This window comes from Streptomyces sp. UG1 (assembly GCF_049974585.1).
In the GTDB taxonomy this organism is placed as follows: domain Bacteria; phylum Actinomycetota; class Actinomycetes; order Streptomycetales; family Streptomycetaceae; genus Streptomyces.
Genome location: NZ_JBNGGG010000029.1, coordinates 42,791 through 57,557 on the forward strand (window position 1 = coordinate 42,791; position 14,767 = coordinate 57,557).

14 protein-coding genes are annotated in these 14,767 nt (G+C 72.2%); 7 read left to right on the forward strand and 7 right to left on the reverse strand.

Annotated features, from left to right (window positions below):
- The first annotated feature begins 238 nt into the window (after positions 1-238).
- Positions 239-433, forward strand: coding sequence for a hypothetical protein (locus tag ACP4J3_RS29685; RefSeq protein ID WP_004002760.1), 195 nt, complete (start codon positions 239-241; stop codon positions 431-433).
- Between the two features lie 41 nt (positions 434-474).
- Entirely contained in the window at positions 475-2,109 is a 1,635-nt protein-coding gene (locus tag ACP4J3_RS29690) for a hypothetical protein (RefSeq protein ID WP_426539124.1), read from the forward strand.
- A gap of 104 nt (positions 2,110-2,213) precedes the next feature.
- Here ACP4J3_RS29690 and ACP4J3_RS29695 read toward each other — a convergent pair whose 3' ends face one another.
- Complete coding sequence (locus ACP4J3_RS29695) at positions 2,214-3,713, reverse strand: PLP-dependent aminotransferase family protein (protein ID WP_426539125.1); 1,500 nt, start codon at positions 3,711-3,713, stop codon at positions 2,214-2,216.
- 100 nt (positions 3,714-3,813) lie between these two features.
- Here ACP4J3_RS29695 and ACP4J3_RS29700 point away from each other — a divergent pair, with 100 nt between their 5' ends.
- From ACP4J3_RS29700 to ACP4J3_RS29715, 4 genes are all read left to right on the forward strand, one after another.
- Positions 3,814-4,506 (forward strand): YczE/YyaS/YitT family protein, encoded by a 693-nt coding sequence (locus ACP4J3_RS29700; RefSeq protein ID WP_426539126.1) that lies wholly within the window; start codon positions 3,814-3,816, stop codon positions 4,504-4,506.
- Positions 4,503-5,273 carry a glycerophosphodiester phosphodiesterase gene (locus ACP4J3_RS29705; RefSeq protein WP_426539127.1) on the forward strand — a complete coding sequence of 257 codons (771 nt, stop codon included), beginning with the start codon at positions 4,503-4,505 and terminating at the stop codon, positions 5,271-5,273. Before ACP4J3_RS29700 ends, ACP4J3_RS29705 begins: the two co-directional genes overlap by 4 nt.
- A gap of 57 nt (positions 5,274-5,330) precedes the next feature.
- Positions 5,331-6,689, forward strand: a complete 1,359-nt coding sequence (locus ACP4J3_RS29710; RefSeq protein ID WP_426539128.1) for an MFS transporter — start codon at positions 5,331-5,333, stop codon at positions 6,687-6,689.
- Between the two features lie 279 nt (positions 6,690-6,968).
- The gene (locus ACP4J3_RS29715) at positions 6,969-7,343 is read left to right on the forward strand and encodes an RNA polymerase-binding protein RbpA (protein ID WP_003977404.1); all 375 of its coding nucleotides are present in this window, start codon (positions 6,969-6,971) and stop codon (positions 7,341-7,343) included.
- 123 nt (positions 7,344-7,466) lie between these two features.
- Here ACP4J3_RS29715 and fxsA read toward each other — a convergent pair whose 3' ends face one another.
- The 4 genes from fxsA to ACP4J3_RS29735 all read right to left on the reverse strand — a co-directional run bounded on the left by fxsA (position 7,467) and on the right by ACP4J3_RS29735 (position 11,585).
- Entirely contained in the window at positions 7,467-8,030 is a 564-nt protein-coding gene (fxsA, locus tag ACP4J3_RS29720; protein WP_426539129.1) for an FxsA family membrane protein, read from the reverse strand.
- Positions 8,031-8,102: 72 nt separating this feature from the next.
- Positions 8,103-8,924: a polyprenol monophosphomannose synthase gene (locus ACP4J3_RS29725; RefSeq protein ID WP_426539130.1), complete on the reverse strand. Its 822-nt coding sequence runs from the start codon at positions 8,922-8,924 to the stop codon at positions 8,103-8,105.
- Between the two features lie 557 nt (positions 8,925-9,481).
- Complete coding sequence (locus ACP4J3_RS29730) at positions 9,482-11,086, reverse strand: amidohydrolase (protein ID WP_426539131.1); 1,605 nt, start codon at positions 11,084-11,086, stop codon at positions 9,482-9,484.
- 58 nt (positions 11,087-11,144) lie between these two features.
- The gene (locus tag ACP4J3_RS29735; protein ID WP_426539132.1) at positions 11,145-11,585 is read right to left on the reverse strand and encodes an Lrp/AsnC family transcriptional regulator; all 441 of its coding nucleotides are present in this window, start codon (positions 11,583-11,585) and stop codon (positions 11,145-11,147) included.
- A gap of 268 nt (positions 11,586-11,853) precedes the next feature.
- Here ACP4J3_RS29735 and ACP4J3_RS29740 point away from each other — a divergent pair, with 268 nt between their 5' ends.
- Positions 11,854-12,291 carry a hypothetical protein gene (locus ACP4J3_RS29740; protein ID WP_426539133.1) on the forward strand — a complete coding sequence of 146 codons (438 nt, stop codon included), beginning with the start codon at positions 11,854-11,856 and terminating at the stop codon, positions 12,289-12,291.
- A 28-nt stretch (positions 12,292-12,319) separates the two neighbouring features.
- Here ACP4J3_RS29740 and ACP4J3_RS29745 read toward each other — a convergent pair whose 3' ends face one another.
- Both ACP4J3_RS29745 and ACP4J3_RS29750 read right to left on the reverse strand, forming a co-directional pair.
- Positions 12,320-13,417, reverse strand: a complete 1,098-nt coding sequence (locus ACP4J3_RS29745) for a phosphotransferase family protein (protein WP_426539134.1) — start codon at positions 13,415-13,417, stop codon at positions 12,320-12,322.
- 10 nt (positions 13,418-13,427) lie between these two features.
- Positions 13,428-14,468, reverse strand: coding sequence for a hypothetical protein (locus ACP4J3_RS29750; RefSeq protein ID WP_426539215.1), 1,041 nt, complete (start codon positions 14,466-14,468; stop codon positions 13,428-13,430).
- Positions 14,469-14,767 lie beyond the last annotated feature (299 nt).

Sequence of the window (14,767 nt, forward strand, 5' to 3'; positions counted from 1 at the left end):
GGCCGTACGAGTGATTCGCCAGGGTACTGGCTGGCGCCGGACATGACCCGATGCGCCGGCGGCAAAGATCATCGCAGACACGGTCGAACACGACACCCAAGCCCATCCGGTCAGAGACACTCCGCCACCGGGGGGAAATATGCCGGATTTCACCCAGTTGCACCTTTTATCGTATGGATACATCCTGTGAGCCTGGAAGTACTCATGGTGACTGTCCCCACCAACCAGGAGCACTCACATGATCCTCTCCATCTCAGGCGTCGTTCTGCTCGGCATCGTCGTCTTCATCTTCTTCCGCAAGGACGGGCTGAAGGCGTCGCACGCCCTGATCTCGGCCCTGTTCGGCTTCTATCTGGCCAGCACGGCCATCGCCCCGAGTATCAAGGCAGGCGGCGAGAGCCTCGCGAGCCTGCTGGGCGGCATCCAGTTCTGACCGCCGCCCCACCCGCCCGTACGCACCTGTAGGAGACAGCAGTGGCCCGCCGCCCCCTCCCCCGCGTCCTGAGCACAGGCAGCGCGCAGTTCGCCCGGAGCCGGGATCTGGCCCGGGATCGGTTCGCCCGGAGCCGGGAGCTGGCCCGGACGGCGAGCGACAGCGCCTCTGACGTCCTCCATCCACTGATCACGATCACCCGTGGTCTGCGCCGGCTGGCCGCGGCCGGGCGGCGCAGATGGGCCGGGACCCCCAAGGACCGGCGCGGAGCGCTGCTGTTCATGGTGGCCTCGGTGATTCTCGTCGTGGCGCTCGTGCCGTACGGGCCGCTGCTCGCCGTCATCACCCTGATGGCGGCGGCAGCCTGGCAGGGCCGGGACCGCAAGCCGGCCGCGCCGGAGGGGCCCGACGAGTCCCAGTCGGAGCGGCTGAGGTCGCTGTACGAGGCGCTGGTGCCGTACTTCTGCGCGGCCGACGACCCGGCACCGCTGTACACCCACGGCGGCGAATGGCAGAAGGCGTTCCCGGAGTACGAGTTCGACGGCGCGGGACGCGTCAGCAGCCTCCTCGTCCGCTACCCCGCCTACTTCACCGACGGCGAGGCGCAGGCCCGTGCGCGCATCGAGCATCTGCTGACCACCAAGTCCGGCCGCGGCCGGGAGTACCACTTCGACTGGGACGAGGAGGGCAACGAGCTCACGGTCACCGTCCTCGCCCCGCTGCCCACCGACATCGCCGCCCAGCGCTTCGTCACGGCCCCCGGCGAGACCGTCCTCGGCTTCACCGACCCCAGCGGGACACAGCGCACGCTGCCCCTCACCCACGGCGAGGAACAGCGCGACGTACCGCCGGTGGTCTGGCGCACCGGCATCCGCTCCACCGAGCCGCACCTGCTGGTCATGGGCCAGCCGGGCAGCGGCACCTCGTCCCTGCTGCGCTCCATCGCGCTCCAGGCCCTCCAGTACGGCGACGTCGTCATCGTGGAGGGCGGCAGCACCGGCGAGTACGCCTGTCTGACCGGCCGGGACGGCGTCCTGGCCGTCGAGTGCGGCCTGGCCGGGGCGATCGCCAGCATGGAGTGGGCGGCGACGGAGACGGAGCGGCGCCTGATCGCCGTGAACCGGGCCCGGCAGGCGGGCAACCCCCCGCCGGACGACACCAAGCGCCCGCTGTGGGTCCTGCTGGACCGCCCGACGGTGTTCACCCACCTCGCCGCCGCCGGCGATCGCAAGGACCCGCAGTCCCTGCTCCAGGTACCCCTGCGACACGGCCGCGCGGCCAATGTCACAGTGGTCGTGGCCGAGCAGTGGGACGCCATGGACGCCCTGTCCGACCCCGTACGACAGCACACACGCGCGCGTGTCGTGCTCGGCCCCGCGACGGCCCAGCAACTGGAGTCGGTCCTGGGCGCTCCCCCGCACACCACCCCGGTCGCCGACGTCCCGCCCGGCCGCGGCTACGCCCGCCTCGGCGTCGGCCCCGTGCACCGCCTCCAGGTCCCGGCGACCCCGGACCCCTACGACGACGCGACGAGCGACGCGCATCGGCAGGCGGTACTGGACCTGCTGCCGGAACGGACCACGCCGGTTGAGGCGACGCCGACGGCGAACTTGGAGAAGGCGGAGCCGGAGCCCGAGCCGGTGCCGGCGGAGGCCGCGGTTGCCGAGACCTCATAGTCACCGGCGCCGACGTCGCCGCCGGGTCGGGTCACTCGCCCGCGCTTGTGGGTGCCGCCACCCGCGCCGCCCCAGTGGCACGACCGCCCGCAGGCCACGCCCTCTCAGGCGACAAAGGGCCGCATGGACTCCCCAGCCGCACTGACCCCGCTCTCCACCAACCGCGCGGCCGCCGCCAACCGCACCGCGGCCTCCTCCGCCACCGCGCCGCCCACGGTGAACGGCAGCCGCACATACCCCTCGAAGGCCCCGTCCACCCCGAACCGAGGCCCGGACGGCACCCGAACCCCCACCCGCTCGCCCGCCTCCGCGAGCCGCGAGCCCGACAGGCCACCCGTGCGCACCCACAGGGTCAGCCCGCCCCGCGGCACCTCGAACTCCCACCCGGGCAGCTCCCGCCGCACGGCCGCGACCAGCGCGTCCCGGTTCTCCGCGGCCTGCCCCCGCCGCAGCTCCACGGCCTGCTCCCAACCCCCGGTGCCGAACAGCCAGTTCACGGCGAGCTGCTCCAGCACCGGCGTCCCCAGATCGGCGTACGCGCGCGCGGCGACAAGAGAGCGGATCACATCCGGAGCCGCCCGCACCCACCCGATCCGCATCCCCGCCCAGAACGCCTTGCTGGCCGACCCTACGGTGATCACAGTCGACCCGGCGGGGTCGAAGGCGCACACCGTCCGCGGCATCTCAAGATCCGGGTCCAGCCACAGCTCGCTCATCGTCTCGTCCGCGACCAGCACCGTCCCCGCCGACCGGGCCGCGTCCACCAGCCGCCGCCGCTGGTCCTCGTCGGCCAGCGCCCCGGTCGGGTTGTGGAAGTCGGCGACGACATAGGCCAGCCGCGGCGCGGCCTCCCGCAGCACCTGCCGCCATCGGTCCATGTCCCAGCCGGCCAGCCCGTCGGCCATGGCGACGGGCACCAGCCGGGCCCCGGCCTCCCGCATGAGCTGGAGGATGTTCGCGTACGACGGCGACTCGACCGCGATCCGCTCGCCGCGCCCGGCGAACAGATGGCAGATCGCATCCATGGCGCCCATCGCCCCGGTCGTCACCATGATCTGCTCGGGCATGGTCGGAATCCCACGCGCCGAGTACCGGTCGGCGATCATCGAGCGCAGCGCGGGCAGCCCGGCCGGATAGTCGCCGTGGGTGTGGGCGTACGGCGGCAGTTCCTCCAGGGCGCCCTGCACGGCACGGGTCAGCCACGGCTCGGGGGCGGGCAGCGCCGCGGTGCCCAGGTCGATGACGGAGCCGAGCGCCTCGGGCGGCAGCGGTTCGAGGCCGCGCGCGGGCAGCGGGTTCCCGGCCGGCACCGCGGTCCAGCTCCCGGCGCCGCGCCGCGACTCCAGGAAACCCTCACTGCGCAGCGCCTCGTACGCCGCCGCCACGGTCGTACGGCTGACGGACAGCGCGAGGGCCAGCTCACGCTCGGCGGGCAGCCGGGCGGCGACCGGAACGCGGCCCTCCAGGACGAGCAGCCGGACACCGTCGGCCAGCGCCCGGTACGCGGGCGGCCGTTTGCCGCCGGGTCCGGCGGGGCGGTCCTGCTGGGAGGTGAGGAGTCGGGCGAGCTGTGCGGCACCCACCGCCGATGTCCACTGCGCCATGATTCCAGTCCACCTTCTCCGAATTGGCCATGGATGGCTGTGCATCCCGAGCCACAGGGTGTCATGCGTCAGGCCACTACCACCACAGGGGGGGCACGTCTTGTCCACGCAGGGGCGTCTCGCACAGCGGCTCACGCAAAGGGCATCTCAAGGGCATCTCATACGGCGGCTGTCACAGCTCTACCTCGGGCTCGCGCTCTACGGCGCGAGCTCGGCGCTGCTCGTCGAGGCGGGCCTCGGCCTGGAGCCCTGGAACGTGCTGCACCAGGGCCTCGCCGAACGCACCGGCCTGACGATCGGCGTCGTCTCGATCATCGTCGGCGCGACGGTCCTGCTCCTGTGGATCCCGCTGCGCCAGCGCCCGGGCCTGGGCACCGTCTCCAACGTCTTCGTCTGCGGCATCGCCATGGACGGCACGCTCGCCCTGCTGCCCGAGGCGCACTCGCTGACGGTACGGATCCCCCTGATGCTGGCCGGCATCGCGCTCAACGGCGTGGCCACCGGCCTCTACATCACGGCCCGCTTCGGACCGGGGCCCCGGGACGGGCTGATGACCGGCCTGCACCGGCGCACCGGCCGCTCGATCCGCCTGATGCGCACGGCCGTCGAGGTCGCGGTCGTCGTCACCGGATTCGCCCTGGGCGGCACCGTAGGCGTCGGCACCCTGCTGTACGCGGTGTCGATCGGACCGCTCGCCCAGTTCTTCCTGCGCGTGTTCGCCGTTCCCCCGGCATCCGACGGCAGCACGGTCGTTGCCACCGGGCAACCCCGGGGAGCGATACTGCGTCCGTGAGCACCACGCGCATACGCCACCCGTATCTCGACCACCCCGGCCCGATCCCGTTCGCCCATCGGGGCGGGGCGGCCGACGGCCTGGAGAACACCGCGCTGCAGTTCCGGCGCGCGGTCGAGCTGGGCTACCGGTACATCGAGACCGACGTCCACACCACGCGCGACGGCAAGCTCGTCGCCTTCCACGACGCGACCCTGGACCGGGTGACGGACGGGGCGGGCCGGATCGCCGACCTGCCCTGGGACGACGTACGGCACGCGCGCGTGGCGGGCAAGGAGCCGGTGCCCCTCTTCGAGGAGCTCCTGGAGGCCTTCCCCGACGTGCGCTGGAACGTCGACCTCAAGGCGGAGCCGGCGCTGCACCCCTTCCTGGAGCTCATCGAGCGCACGGCCGCCTGGGACCGCGTCTGCGTCGGCTCCTTCTCCGAGGCGCGCGTCGTGCGCGCCCAGCGGCTGGCCGGACCGCGCCTGGCGACGTCGTACGGCACCCGGGGCGTGCTCAATCTGCGGCTGCGCTCCTGGGGCGTGCCGGCCGCGCTGCGCCGTTCGGCGGTGGCCGCCCAGGTGCCCGAGGCGCAGTCCGGCATCCAGGTGGTGGACCACCGCTTCGTGCGGGCCGCCCACGCGCGCGGGCTGCAGGTGCACGTGTGGACCATCAACGATCCCGAGGCGATGCACCGTCTCCTGGACCTGGGCGTCGATGGCATCATGACCGATCACATCGACACGTTGCGCAAGGTCATGGAGGACCGGGGCGTCTGGGTCTGACCCGGCCCGCCCGCTCCGCCCTCGCGCGGGATCTTCACGGGGAAGCGAGGGCGCGGGGTGGGGACCGACACCGTGCGGACCGAGGCGGCGGACGACGCCGCCGGTCGCCGGCGCGAGCAGCGCGGCTGGTATTTCTACGACTGGGCGTGCTCCGTCTACTCGACGAGCGTGCTCACCGTGTTCCTGGGCCCCTATCTGACGTCGGTCGCCGAGGAGGCGGCGGACGCGGAAGGGTTCGTCCACCCGCTGGGCATCCCGGTGCGCGCGGGCTCGTTCTTCGCCTACTCGGTGTCCCTGTCGGTCATCGTGGCGGTGCTGGTGATGCCGCTGGTGGGCGCTGCCGCCGACCGCACCGGCCGCAAGAAGCCCCTGCTCGCGGCCGCCGCGTATCTGGGGGCCACGGCGACCACGGCGATGTTCTTCCTGGACGGCGACCGCTATCTGCTCGGCGGCGTCCTGCTGATCGTCGCGAACGCGGCCCAGTCCGTGGCGATGATGCTCTACAACTCCTACCTCCCGCAGATCGCCCCGCCCGAGGAGCGCGACGCGGTCTCCTCCCGGGGCTGGGCCTTCGGCTATGCGTCGGGCTCGCTGATGCTGATCGTGAACCTGGTCCTGTACCTGGCGCACGACTCCTTCGGCGTCTCCGAGGGCATGGCCGTGCGGATCTGTCTCGCCTCGGCGGGCCTGTGGTGGGGCGGCTTCGCGCTCATCCCGCTGCTCCGGCTGCGCGACCGCCGGTCCACGAGCCGGCGGACGGAGGGGGAACGGACCGCGATGGGCTTCCGGCAACTCGCGGCGACGGTCCGCGACATGCGCCGCCACCCGCTGACCCTCGCCTTCCTGCTCGCCTACCTGGTCTACAACGACGGCATCCAGACGGTGATCTCCCAGGCGTCGGTCTACGGCTCCGAGGAACTGGGCCTCGGGCAGTCCACGCTCATCGGCGCCGTGCTGCTGGTCCAGGTGCTGGCGGTGGCGGGGGCGCTGGCGATGGGGAGGCTGGCCCGGATCTACGGGGCGAAGCGGACGATCCTGGGCTCGCTGGTCGCGTGGACGGTGACGCTGGCGGCGGGGTACTTCCTGCCGGCCGGGGCGCCGGTGTGGTTCTTCGTGCTGGCGGCCGGCATCGGGCTGGTCCTGGGCGGCAGCCAGGCCCTGTCCCGGTCGCTGTTCTCCCATCTCGTCCCGCCGGGCAAGGAGGCCGAATACTTCTCCGCGTACGAGATGAGCGACCGCGGCATGAGCTGGCTGGGCCCGCTGCTGTTCGGGCTCACCTACCAGCTCACCGGAAGTTATCGAGACGCGATCATCTCCCTCGTGGCCTTCTTCGTCATCGGATTCGCCCTGCTCGCGAGGGTTCCGGTGCGGCGGGCGATCAGTGACGCGGGCAATCAGGTGCCGACGACGATTTAGCGTTCCGAGTGAAAGGGCGGTAGTGTACGCGTTTGGCCTGCCAGGCGTACCGTTACTGCGCGTCAAAGATGCCGAAACGCTGGGTTACATCTGCTAGCAGATGTGACAAACCGGGCGCCGGTGGGTACGACATTGGTCAGCAAGGCTGCGGCTACGACGGCGACGCATGACCCCGGAACGGGACTCGGAACGGGAATCTTTACCGCCGACCGGACGTTGACCGGATGACGACGACAGCGACACCTGTCCTGTGGGCGACAAGCCCGGGAGGCACGATTCATGAGTGAGCGAGCTCTTCGCGGCACGCGCCTCGTGGTGACCAGCTACGAGACGGACCGCGGCATCGACCTGGCCCCGCGCCAGGCCGTGGAGTACGCATGTGAGAAGGGGCACCGCTTCGAGATGCCCTTCTCGGTCGAGGCGGAGATCCCGCCGGAGTGGGAGTGCAAGGTCTGCGGGGCCCAGGCACTCCTCGTGGACGGCGACGGCCCTGAAGAGAAGAAGGCCAAGCCCGCGCGTACACATTGGGACATGCTGATGGAACGGCGTACCCGCGAGGAACTCGAAGAGGTCCTCGAGGAGCGACTGGCCGTCCTGCGCTCCGGGGCGATGAACATCGCGGTTCACCCCCGGGACAGCCGCAAGTCCGCCTAGCCCCTGCGGGGGTTGCGCGGAACCACCAGGCAACGCGCGTAACCGCGGGCGCCGTACGTGATCTCGACGTACGGCGCCCGCGGTTTGGTGTGTTGGGGTCCGGATCGGCACCGGGGCCGGGGCTCAGCCGGTCAGCGGCGGCCTCGGCCCCTCCGGGGCGTCCTGGGCGTCCCCCGGCTCGTCCCGGATGACCTCGCCCTGGACGACCTTGCCGTCGGGGCGGTGCATGCGGGCCTGCTGGAAGGCGTCCCCGAGGGAACCCGGGGTCGCTTCCCGGAGCTTTCGGTCGAAGGTCCGCTCGGCATAGCGGCTCAGGGCCTTCTGCACCGGCGGGATCAGCAGGAACAGCCCCAGCGCGTCCGAGATCAGACCGGGCAGCATGATCAGCAGGCCGCCCAGCATCATCAGGCCGTTGCCACCGCCGCTCTCCGGGGTGCCGCCGCGCTGCAGCGCCTCGTTCAGCGCCTGGAACGCGCGCCGGCCCGCCCGCTTGACCACCACCGAGCCGAGCACGAGACCGCCGACCAGCAGCAGGAACACCAGGAGCCCGCTCGCCGCGTCCGCGACCACGGTCAGCAGCCAGATCTCCAGCACCAGCCACGCGGCGATGCCCAGCGGCAGGAAGGTGCGCACCCGGGAGCGCCGGGGCCGGGCGGGGTAGCTGGGGGTCGGAGCGCCAGTCGTCATGCGTCCAGTGTGCCTGGCCCCGGCTCAGAGCGGGATAAGGTGCCGACCGCCGGCTGCGTCGCAGCCGTCGGCCTACGCCTGTGACCGCGGCTGCTGCGGTGGCGACGGCTTGGTGCGCCCCATCAGCTTGCCCACCCGCTCCTGAGCCCCCCACGACGTGACCCGCCACAGCGCCTCGACGAGGATGTCGCGGCTCATCTTCGAGTCACCGTGCTCACGCTCTACGAAGGTGATCGGCACCTCGACGACATGGAACCCGGCCCTGACCGCGCGGCGGGCGAGGTCGACCTGGAAGCAGTAGCCCTGGGAGGCGACGTCGTCGAGGCCGAGGCCCTCGAGGGTCTCGCGGCGGAAGGCGCGGTAGCCGCCGGTGATGTCGCGCAGCGGGAGGTCCAGGGCCACGCGCGAGTAGAGGCTGCCGCCGCGAGAGATGAACTCGCGCGACTTCGGCCAGTTCACCACCCGGCCGCCGGGCACCCAGCGGGAGCCGAGAACCAGGTCGGCGCCCTTGAGGGCGGTCAGCAGACGGGGCAGTTCCTCGGGCTGGTGGGAGCCGTCGGCGTCCATCTCGATCAGGACGCCGTAGCCGTGCTCCATGCCCCAGCGGAAGCCCGCGAGATAGGCGGCGCCGAGGCCCTCCTTGCCCTTGCGGTGCAGGACCTGGACGCGGTCGTCCTCGGCGGCCAGTTCGTCGGCGAGCTTGCCGGTGCCGTCGGGGCTGCTGTCGTCGGCCACGAGCACGTGCGCCTCGGGCACCGCCTTGCGGACCCGGCCGACGATGCTCTTGATGTTCTCCGCCTCGTTGTAGGTCGGGATGATCACCAACGCCGTGCCGAGCGGCCCGAACCGCCTCCCTGGGTCCTGTGCCCCGAGGGTCCCGTCGCCGTCGTTCACTGCTGCCCCTTCACTTCCGTACGCAGAGGTCCACCATAGTCGTCGCGGCCTGCGCCGACGCGACAGCACGTTCGTATGGCGATGTCGATTCCACAAGAGCGGGGCGGGTGCGGGATTTCGCGTGGGGTCACGCCGGTGAACCGGTGCTGCGGATGGGGGCCCGGCGCCCTTCGGGCCGACCTGGGACCCGCTGGCTGCGGATCGACCGAAAGCCGTTGTCTACTGAGCGCCCGGGCCCCACCCGGGTCACACCTCCCCGACCGGCCGGAAAGTTCCGTCGTCGCCGCGCGAGCGCTGAGCCTGGCTCCCAGTGGCGGTGCCCCGGTGCGGCACACCGTCCCTGACCCAGCGGCGTTGCGAGGGGTTCCCGGAAGTTCCGCGGTTGTCCGGTCGGGCGTCCGGTGGTGGACCCGGCCGAACCTACCGGCCCCGGGCCTCCGCCTGTCAACAGCCGTTTGACCTGCGGTTTCTCGCCTCCTTCGCTGGTCAGGGCGGAGGATACGCAGGTCGTGCACCGGCGCGGCGCGCGATGATCGGGTTCGCGCCACCCCGGGAGATCACTCGCCCGGCCGTACGAAGACCGTTCGTCCGCCCACCACCGTGCGCAGGCAGACCGGGAGGTCACGGCCAGGGGTCAGGTCGGGCAGTCCGGGGGTGCCCGAGCGCGGGTCGGTGGACCAGCGGGCGACCCGGTCGTCGGGGGCCTGGACCACCAGTTCGTCGGTGCGCCACACCGCGTAGTCGGCGGGTGCGCCCGGCACCAGGACGCCCGCGTCGTCGCGCCCGACGGCCCGCCAGCCGCCGCGCGTGTGCGCCGTGAACGCGGCGCGCACCGACACCCGGTGCTCGGGCGTGTGATGGAACGCCGCCGCACGGACCGTGCCCCAGGGGTCGAGGGGCGTGACGGGGCTGTCGGAGCCGAAGGCCAGCGGGACACCCGCGCGCAGCAGGGCCGCGAACGGGTTGAGGGAGCGGGCGCGTTCGGCCCCGAGGCGCCGGACGTACATGCCGTCCTCGCCGCCCCACAGCGCGTCGAAGGCGGGCTGCACCGAGGCGGTCAGGCCCAGCTCGGCGAAGGCCGCGACGGTCTCGGGCGTGAGCATCTCGGCGTGCTCGACCCGGTGCCGGGCGGCACGGACCCGGGCGAGGCCGACCTTCTCGGCGGCGGCGCGCACGCCCTCCACGACGGCGCTCACGGCGGCGTCGCCGATGGCGTGGAAGCCCGCCTGCAGGCCCGCCTCGGTGCAGGCGGCGACATGGGCGGCGACGGCGGCCGCGTCCAGATAGGCGGTGCCGGTGTGGGCGGCGTCGGCGTACGGCTGGTGCAGACAGGCGGTGTGCGAGCCGAGGGCGCCGTCGACGAACAGGTCGCCGGCCGCGCCCCTCGCGCCCAGCTCCCGCGCCTTCGTGATGTCCTGTTCCGCCCAGTACCCGACGACCCGCGGCCCGGCCTCCTCGGCGGCCAGCCGGAGCAGCCCGCTGAAGTCGTCCTCGGAGGAGATGTCCGGCCCGGCGCACTCGTGGACGGTGCCGATGCCGAGGGACGCCGCGTGCGCGAGCGCGGCGCGCTGGGCCTCGCCGCGCTGGGCGGGCGTGAGGGAGGCCAGCGCGGTGGCGCGTACGGCGTGATGGGCGTCGGCGACGAGCGGCCCGTCGACCGCGCCGAGGTCACCGGGGGTCAGGTCCAGCAGTGCCGTGGTGACGACCGCCGAGTGGACGTCGATCCGGGAGAGGTAGAGGGGACGGCCGCCGGTGGCCTCGTCCAGTTCGGCGCGCGTCGGCGCGCGTCCGCCGGGCCAGCGGGAGGCGTCCCAGCCGTGACCGAGGAGGACGCGGTCGTTCGGGCGGGCGGCGGCGAACTCCCGCACCAGAGCGAGAGCCGCCTCCAAGGAGGAGGCACCGGACAGATCGAGACCGGTCAGCGCGAGCCCCGTGGCGGTGGTGTGCACATGCGCGTCGGTGAACGCGGGCGTGACCAGCGCCCCGTCCAGGTCGACGACCTCGTCCACACCGTCGGCGAAGGCATCGGCGGCTCCCTCGGACCCGACCCAGGCGACCTGCCCGCGCTCGACGACCATCGCGGTGGCGAAGGGGTCGGCGGCGCTGTGGACTTCTCCGCGGCGGAGCAGGACGGTCTTCGGCTGGGCGGTGGGCTCACTCATGGGGAACAGTCTCGCGCCTGCCCCGGAGCCCTCCGGACCGGGGGCTCGCGAGCGGCGATCAGATCCTGGGCGGCCGCGCCTCGTACGGCGTCGACAGCACCACCGTCGTGCGTGTGGAGACGCCCGCCAGCGAGCGCAGCCGGGCCAGCAGCTCCTCCAGCTCGTGCGGTGTGGCCACCCGCACCTTGAGGATGTAGTTCTCGTCCCCCGCCACGCTGTGGCACGCCTCGATCTCGGGCACCCCGGCCAGCCGGTCCGCGATGTCGTCCGGCGCGCTGGGATCGAAGGGCTTGACCGAGATGAACGCGGTCATGGGCAACCCCACCGCCTCGGGGTCCACGACCGCGGCGTAACCGCGGATGACGCCACGCTGCTCCAGCCGCCGCACCCGCTGGTGCACGGCCGACGTGGACAGGCCGGTGGCCTTGCCCAGGTCGGTGTAGCTCATCCGCCCGTCCTTGACGAGCAGCTCCACGATCTGTCGGTCCAGCTCCTCCATGACGCAAGAACCTACAGTGCGGCTGATCTCCTCGGATACCTCAGCAGCGCAGGTCATGCCCGGTTTGTGATGTGGGGCAGCGCGAGCTGTGAGCCGCCTGTGGGACAAAACGTCCGCGACGGGCACCTGCGGGCGGCATGTGACGAAGGCCACAGCCCTCGAACAGCCTCCGTGATGTTCCCGTGATTAACGCCGAGAGCGGGCGGGAAGTGCTTGCTGTGGTCGAGGCCGCAGTGCCTTCACGGCCCAGCCCGAGGGGGAGAATCCCATGCAGAGTCTTAAGCGCCCTGGTCGTACCGCACCCAAGCGGCAGCAGCCGGTCGTCGAGCCCGCTCCGGAGGGCGTCGAACCCGACGCCTTGGAGGACGACGAACTCGACGCGTACGACACCTTCGAGATGTACCGGGTGGTCTGCCCGGACTGCGCGCAGCCCATCGCCCTGCTGGCGGACGAGGACGTCCTGCCGGAGCACGCGCTGTGCGCCTCGCCGTGGAACCCGTTCGGCCTCACGGTCTGTGCCGGCACGGGCCGCAGGGCCGCCGAGGCCCGCTCCGCGGACGAGTCGCTGGAACCCCAGGAGCAGGACACCGCCCTGCTGTTGACGCTTCCTCAGGGGCTCGACTGGCGGACCCAGCCCTTCTCGCACGTCGGCGGCCCGGGCTCCCGCCCCATCAGGGTCCCGGTGATGCGGCGCCACGCCGCCTGAGCGCACGCGGCACCACATTCGGCGCGGCTCAATCCCAGTAGCTGCCCTGCACCATGGCTCGCAAGCTGCCGTGGTGCAGGATCAGTGTGTCCGGGTCGGCCGGAACGGCTGCTTCTTTGAAGTGGACCTGGCGGTAGGCGATCCGCAGCATGACGACGGCATGCCTCAGGGCGGCGTACAGCGTGTAGAAGTCCATGTCACGCGGGGTGTGTCCGGTGAGGTCCGCATAGCGGGCCTCGACCCGGTCCCGGCGCAGGAATTCGGGCAGCCCGCGCTGCCCGAAGGCGACCGTCAGGTCGTGGAAGAAGCGGTGCAGATAGATGGTCCAGCCGAGGTCGACCTCGCGCGGGGCCAGCGCCGCCATCTCCCAGTCCAGGACGGCCGCGGGCGCGAAACCGTCGTAGACGATGTTCCCGATGCGCGCGTCGCCCCAGTTGAGCACGGGTGTGCCGGGATCGCGCGGCCAGAGTTCCTCGAGCCGTGCGAACGCGTCCTCGATCAGGGGTGAACGGGCGAGTCCGTCAACCACCCATTCGTAGTACGCGCGTTGGGCCGTGACGTGCCGCCGCAGCATGTCACCCTCACCCGGAAGGGCCAGGAACTCGGCGTCCGTCGAGGGCACTTGGTCGTGCAGTCGGGCCAGCACCCCGACCGTCGCCGCCTCCAGCACCGCACGCTCCTCCTCGCTCGCCGCGTGCAGCCAGTTGCCCTCGTAGGTGTACGGCATGACGTCCGGCGGCACGCGCCCCTCGACGCGCTCCATGACGAAGAAGGGCGCCCCCAGTGGGCCGGGGTCCTCCTCCAGCCACAGCACCTTCGGCACGGGGACGTCGGACCGCTCGGCGACCAGCCGCATCGTCCGGTACTGGCGCGGCATGTCGTACACCGGGAAGACGGTGTACGCCGCCGGATCCGCCGCGAGCCGCAACGCGCAGGCGCGCGCGGGCGGTTCGCGGTGCTCGACGGTGAAGAGCAGGGTCTCGCTGGACAGGCCGTTCGACTCGGGGACGGTGACATCGACCGCCTTCGCGCCGGGCAGCCGGGTGCCGAGCCAGGCGGTGAGGCGGCGGGTGATCTCCTCAGGGTCGCGGGTGGTGGTGCGCGGGCGGGGTGCCGTCGCTGCCATCTCAAACCCCCTACGGTGCGACCGACTTGAAGTCCGTGAAGCCGCTCGGGTCGTGCCGCCCGAACGAGCCGTGCTCGAAGATGCCGTGGCCGGTGCGCCCGTCCAGGCGGATGCGGGCCGCGTGGTCGGTGACGCCGTACCCGGCCAGGGGGTGAGCCTCGGTGAGGTCGTAGGTGCGGCGGTCGCTCCAGCCGCGTCCCCGCCATGTGCCGTGCTGCCAGTCGTCGGCGGGCGGGTAGCCGGCGCCGACGGCGAGCGGGGAGGAGGTGAGGATCTCCACCTCCAGCTCCTGGGGCTTGCGGACGTCGCCGAGGTGGATGAGGGCGCGTTCGGGGTGGCGGGTGCCCGGGCGATAGGTGATCTCGGGCTGGGGCCAGCCGAGTTGGCGGTCCCGGTGGCCGGGGCGGACCAAGGTCGCCTCGTTCAGCGAGCGATGCCCGTCCGCGTCCTCCTGGACGATGATCATCAGGAACCGGTCCTCGAAGCGCACCGGGCACCAGATCCAGTGGAAGCCCTCGGTCGGATGCTCCTCGGCGAGCCGCCCGCCCTCCTCCCCCGGTAGGGGCCGCACACCCCAGCTCCGGTCACGCGTGCCGGTCCACTCGCCGGCGTCGACCCGGAACTCCTCCCCGGCGGCCCGGATCACGCCCGCCACGCTCCCCGCCTGCACGAAGCGCCGCCCTTCGAGAGTGAGCCGCCCGCCGCGGCGCTGGACGTGATGGGGTTCCCACAGCGCCGGGAAGTCGGCGGTCCAGGTCAGGTCGTACGACAGCGCGCCGTCGTCGCAGACCAGCCGCAGCCTGCGCAGCGGCTCGGCGACCTCGATCCGCAGCGGTCCGACGGCGAGCCGCATCCGGTCGTCGCCGAGCGCGTCCGAGGCCCGTACGGCGTGCAGAGTGTCCCCCACCCGCAGGGTCGCGTAGGCGTCGATCACCCCGACGTTCGGGTAGACCCCGAGGCCGAGGACGAGCAGGGCGCGCCCCTGGTGGTCGAGGACGTGGAAGATGCAGCGGTCGTAGGCGTTCCGGTCGCCGGTCGCGACGTGCTTCATGGACAGGGGCACCTGGTGCACCGGGTACTCGTCGAGCGGTACCGGCCGGTCGTCGTCGGCCACGGCAGACCTCCCTGGAGGCGGGCTGGGCTGACGGTACGTCAGGCGCGGGCAAGTGGCCAGAGAGGGAACCGGACGCCGGTGAACTCACGGCCGAATCCGACTGACGGTGACTTGTCCCACCACCTCCGCGTTGCCCTGGTATGCCCCCCACCTATTACGGGACCGGGCCCCAGCGCCGCGTCTTCGTTCCCCGGCCCGCAGGAACGCTTCAGCCGCCGGCACCCCCGCAGCAGCCG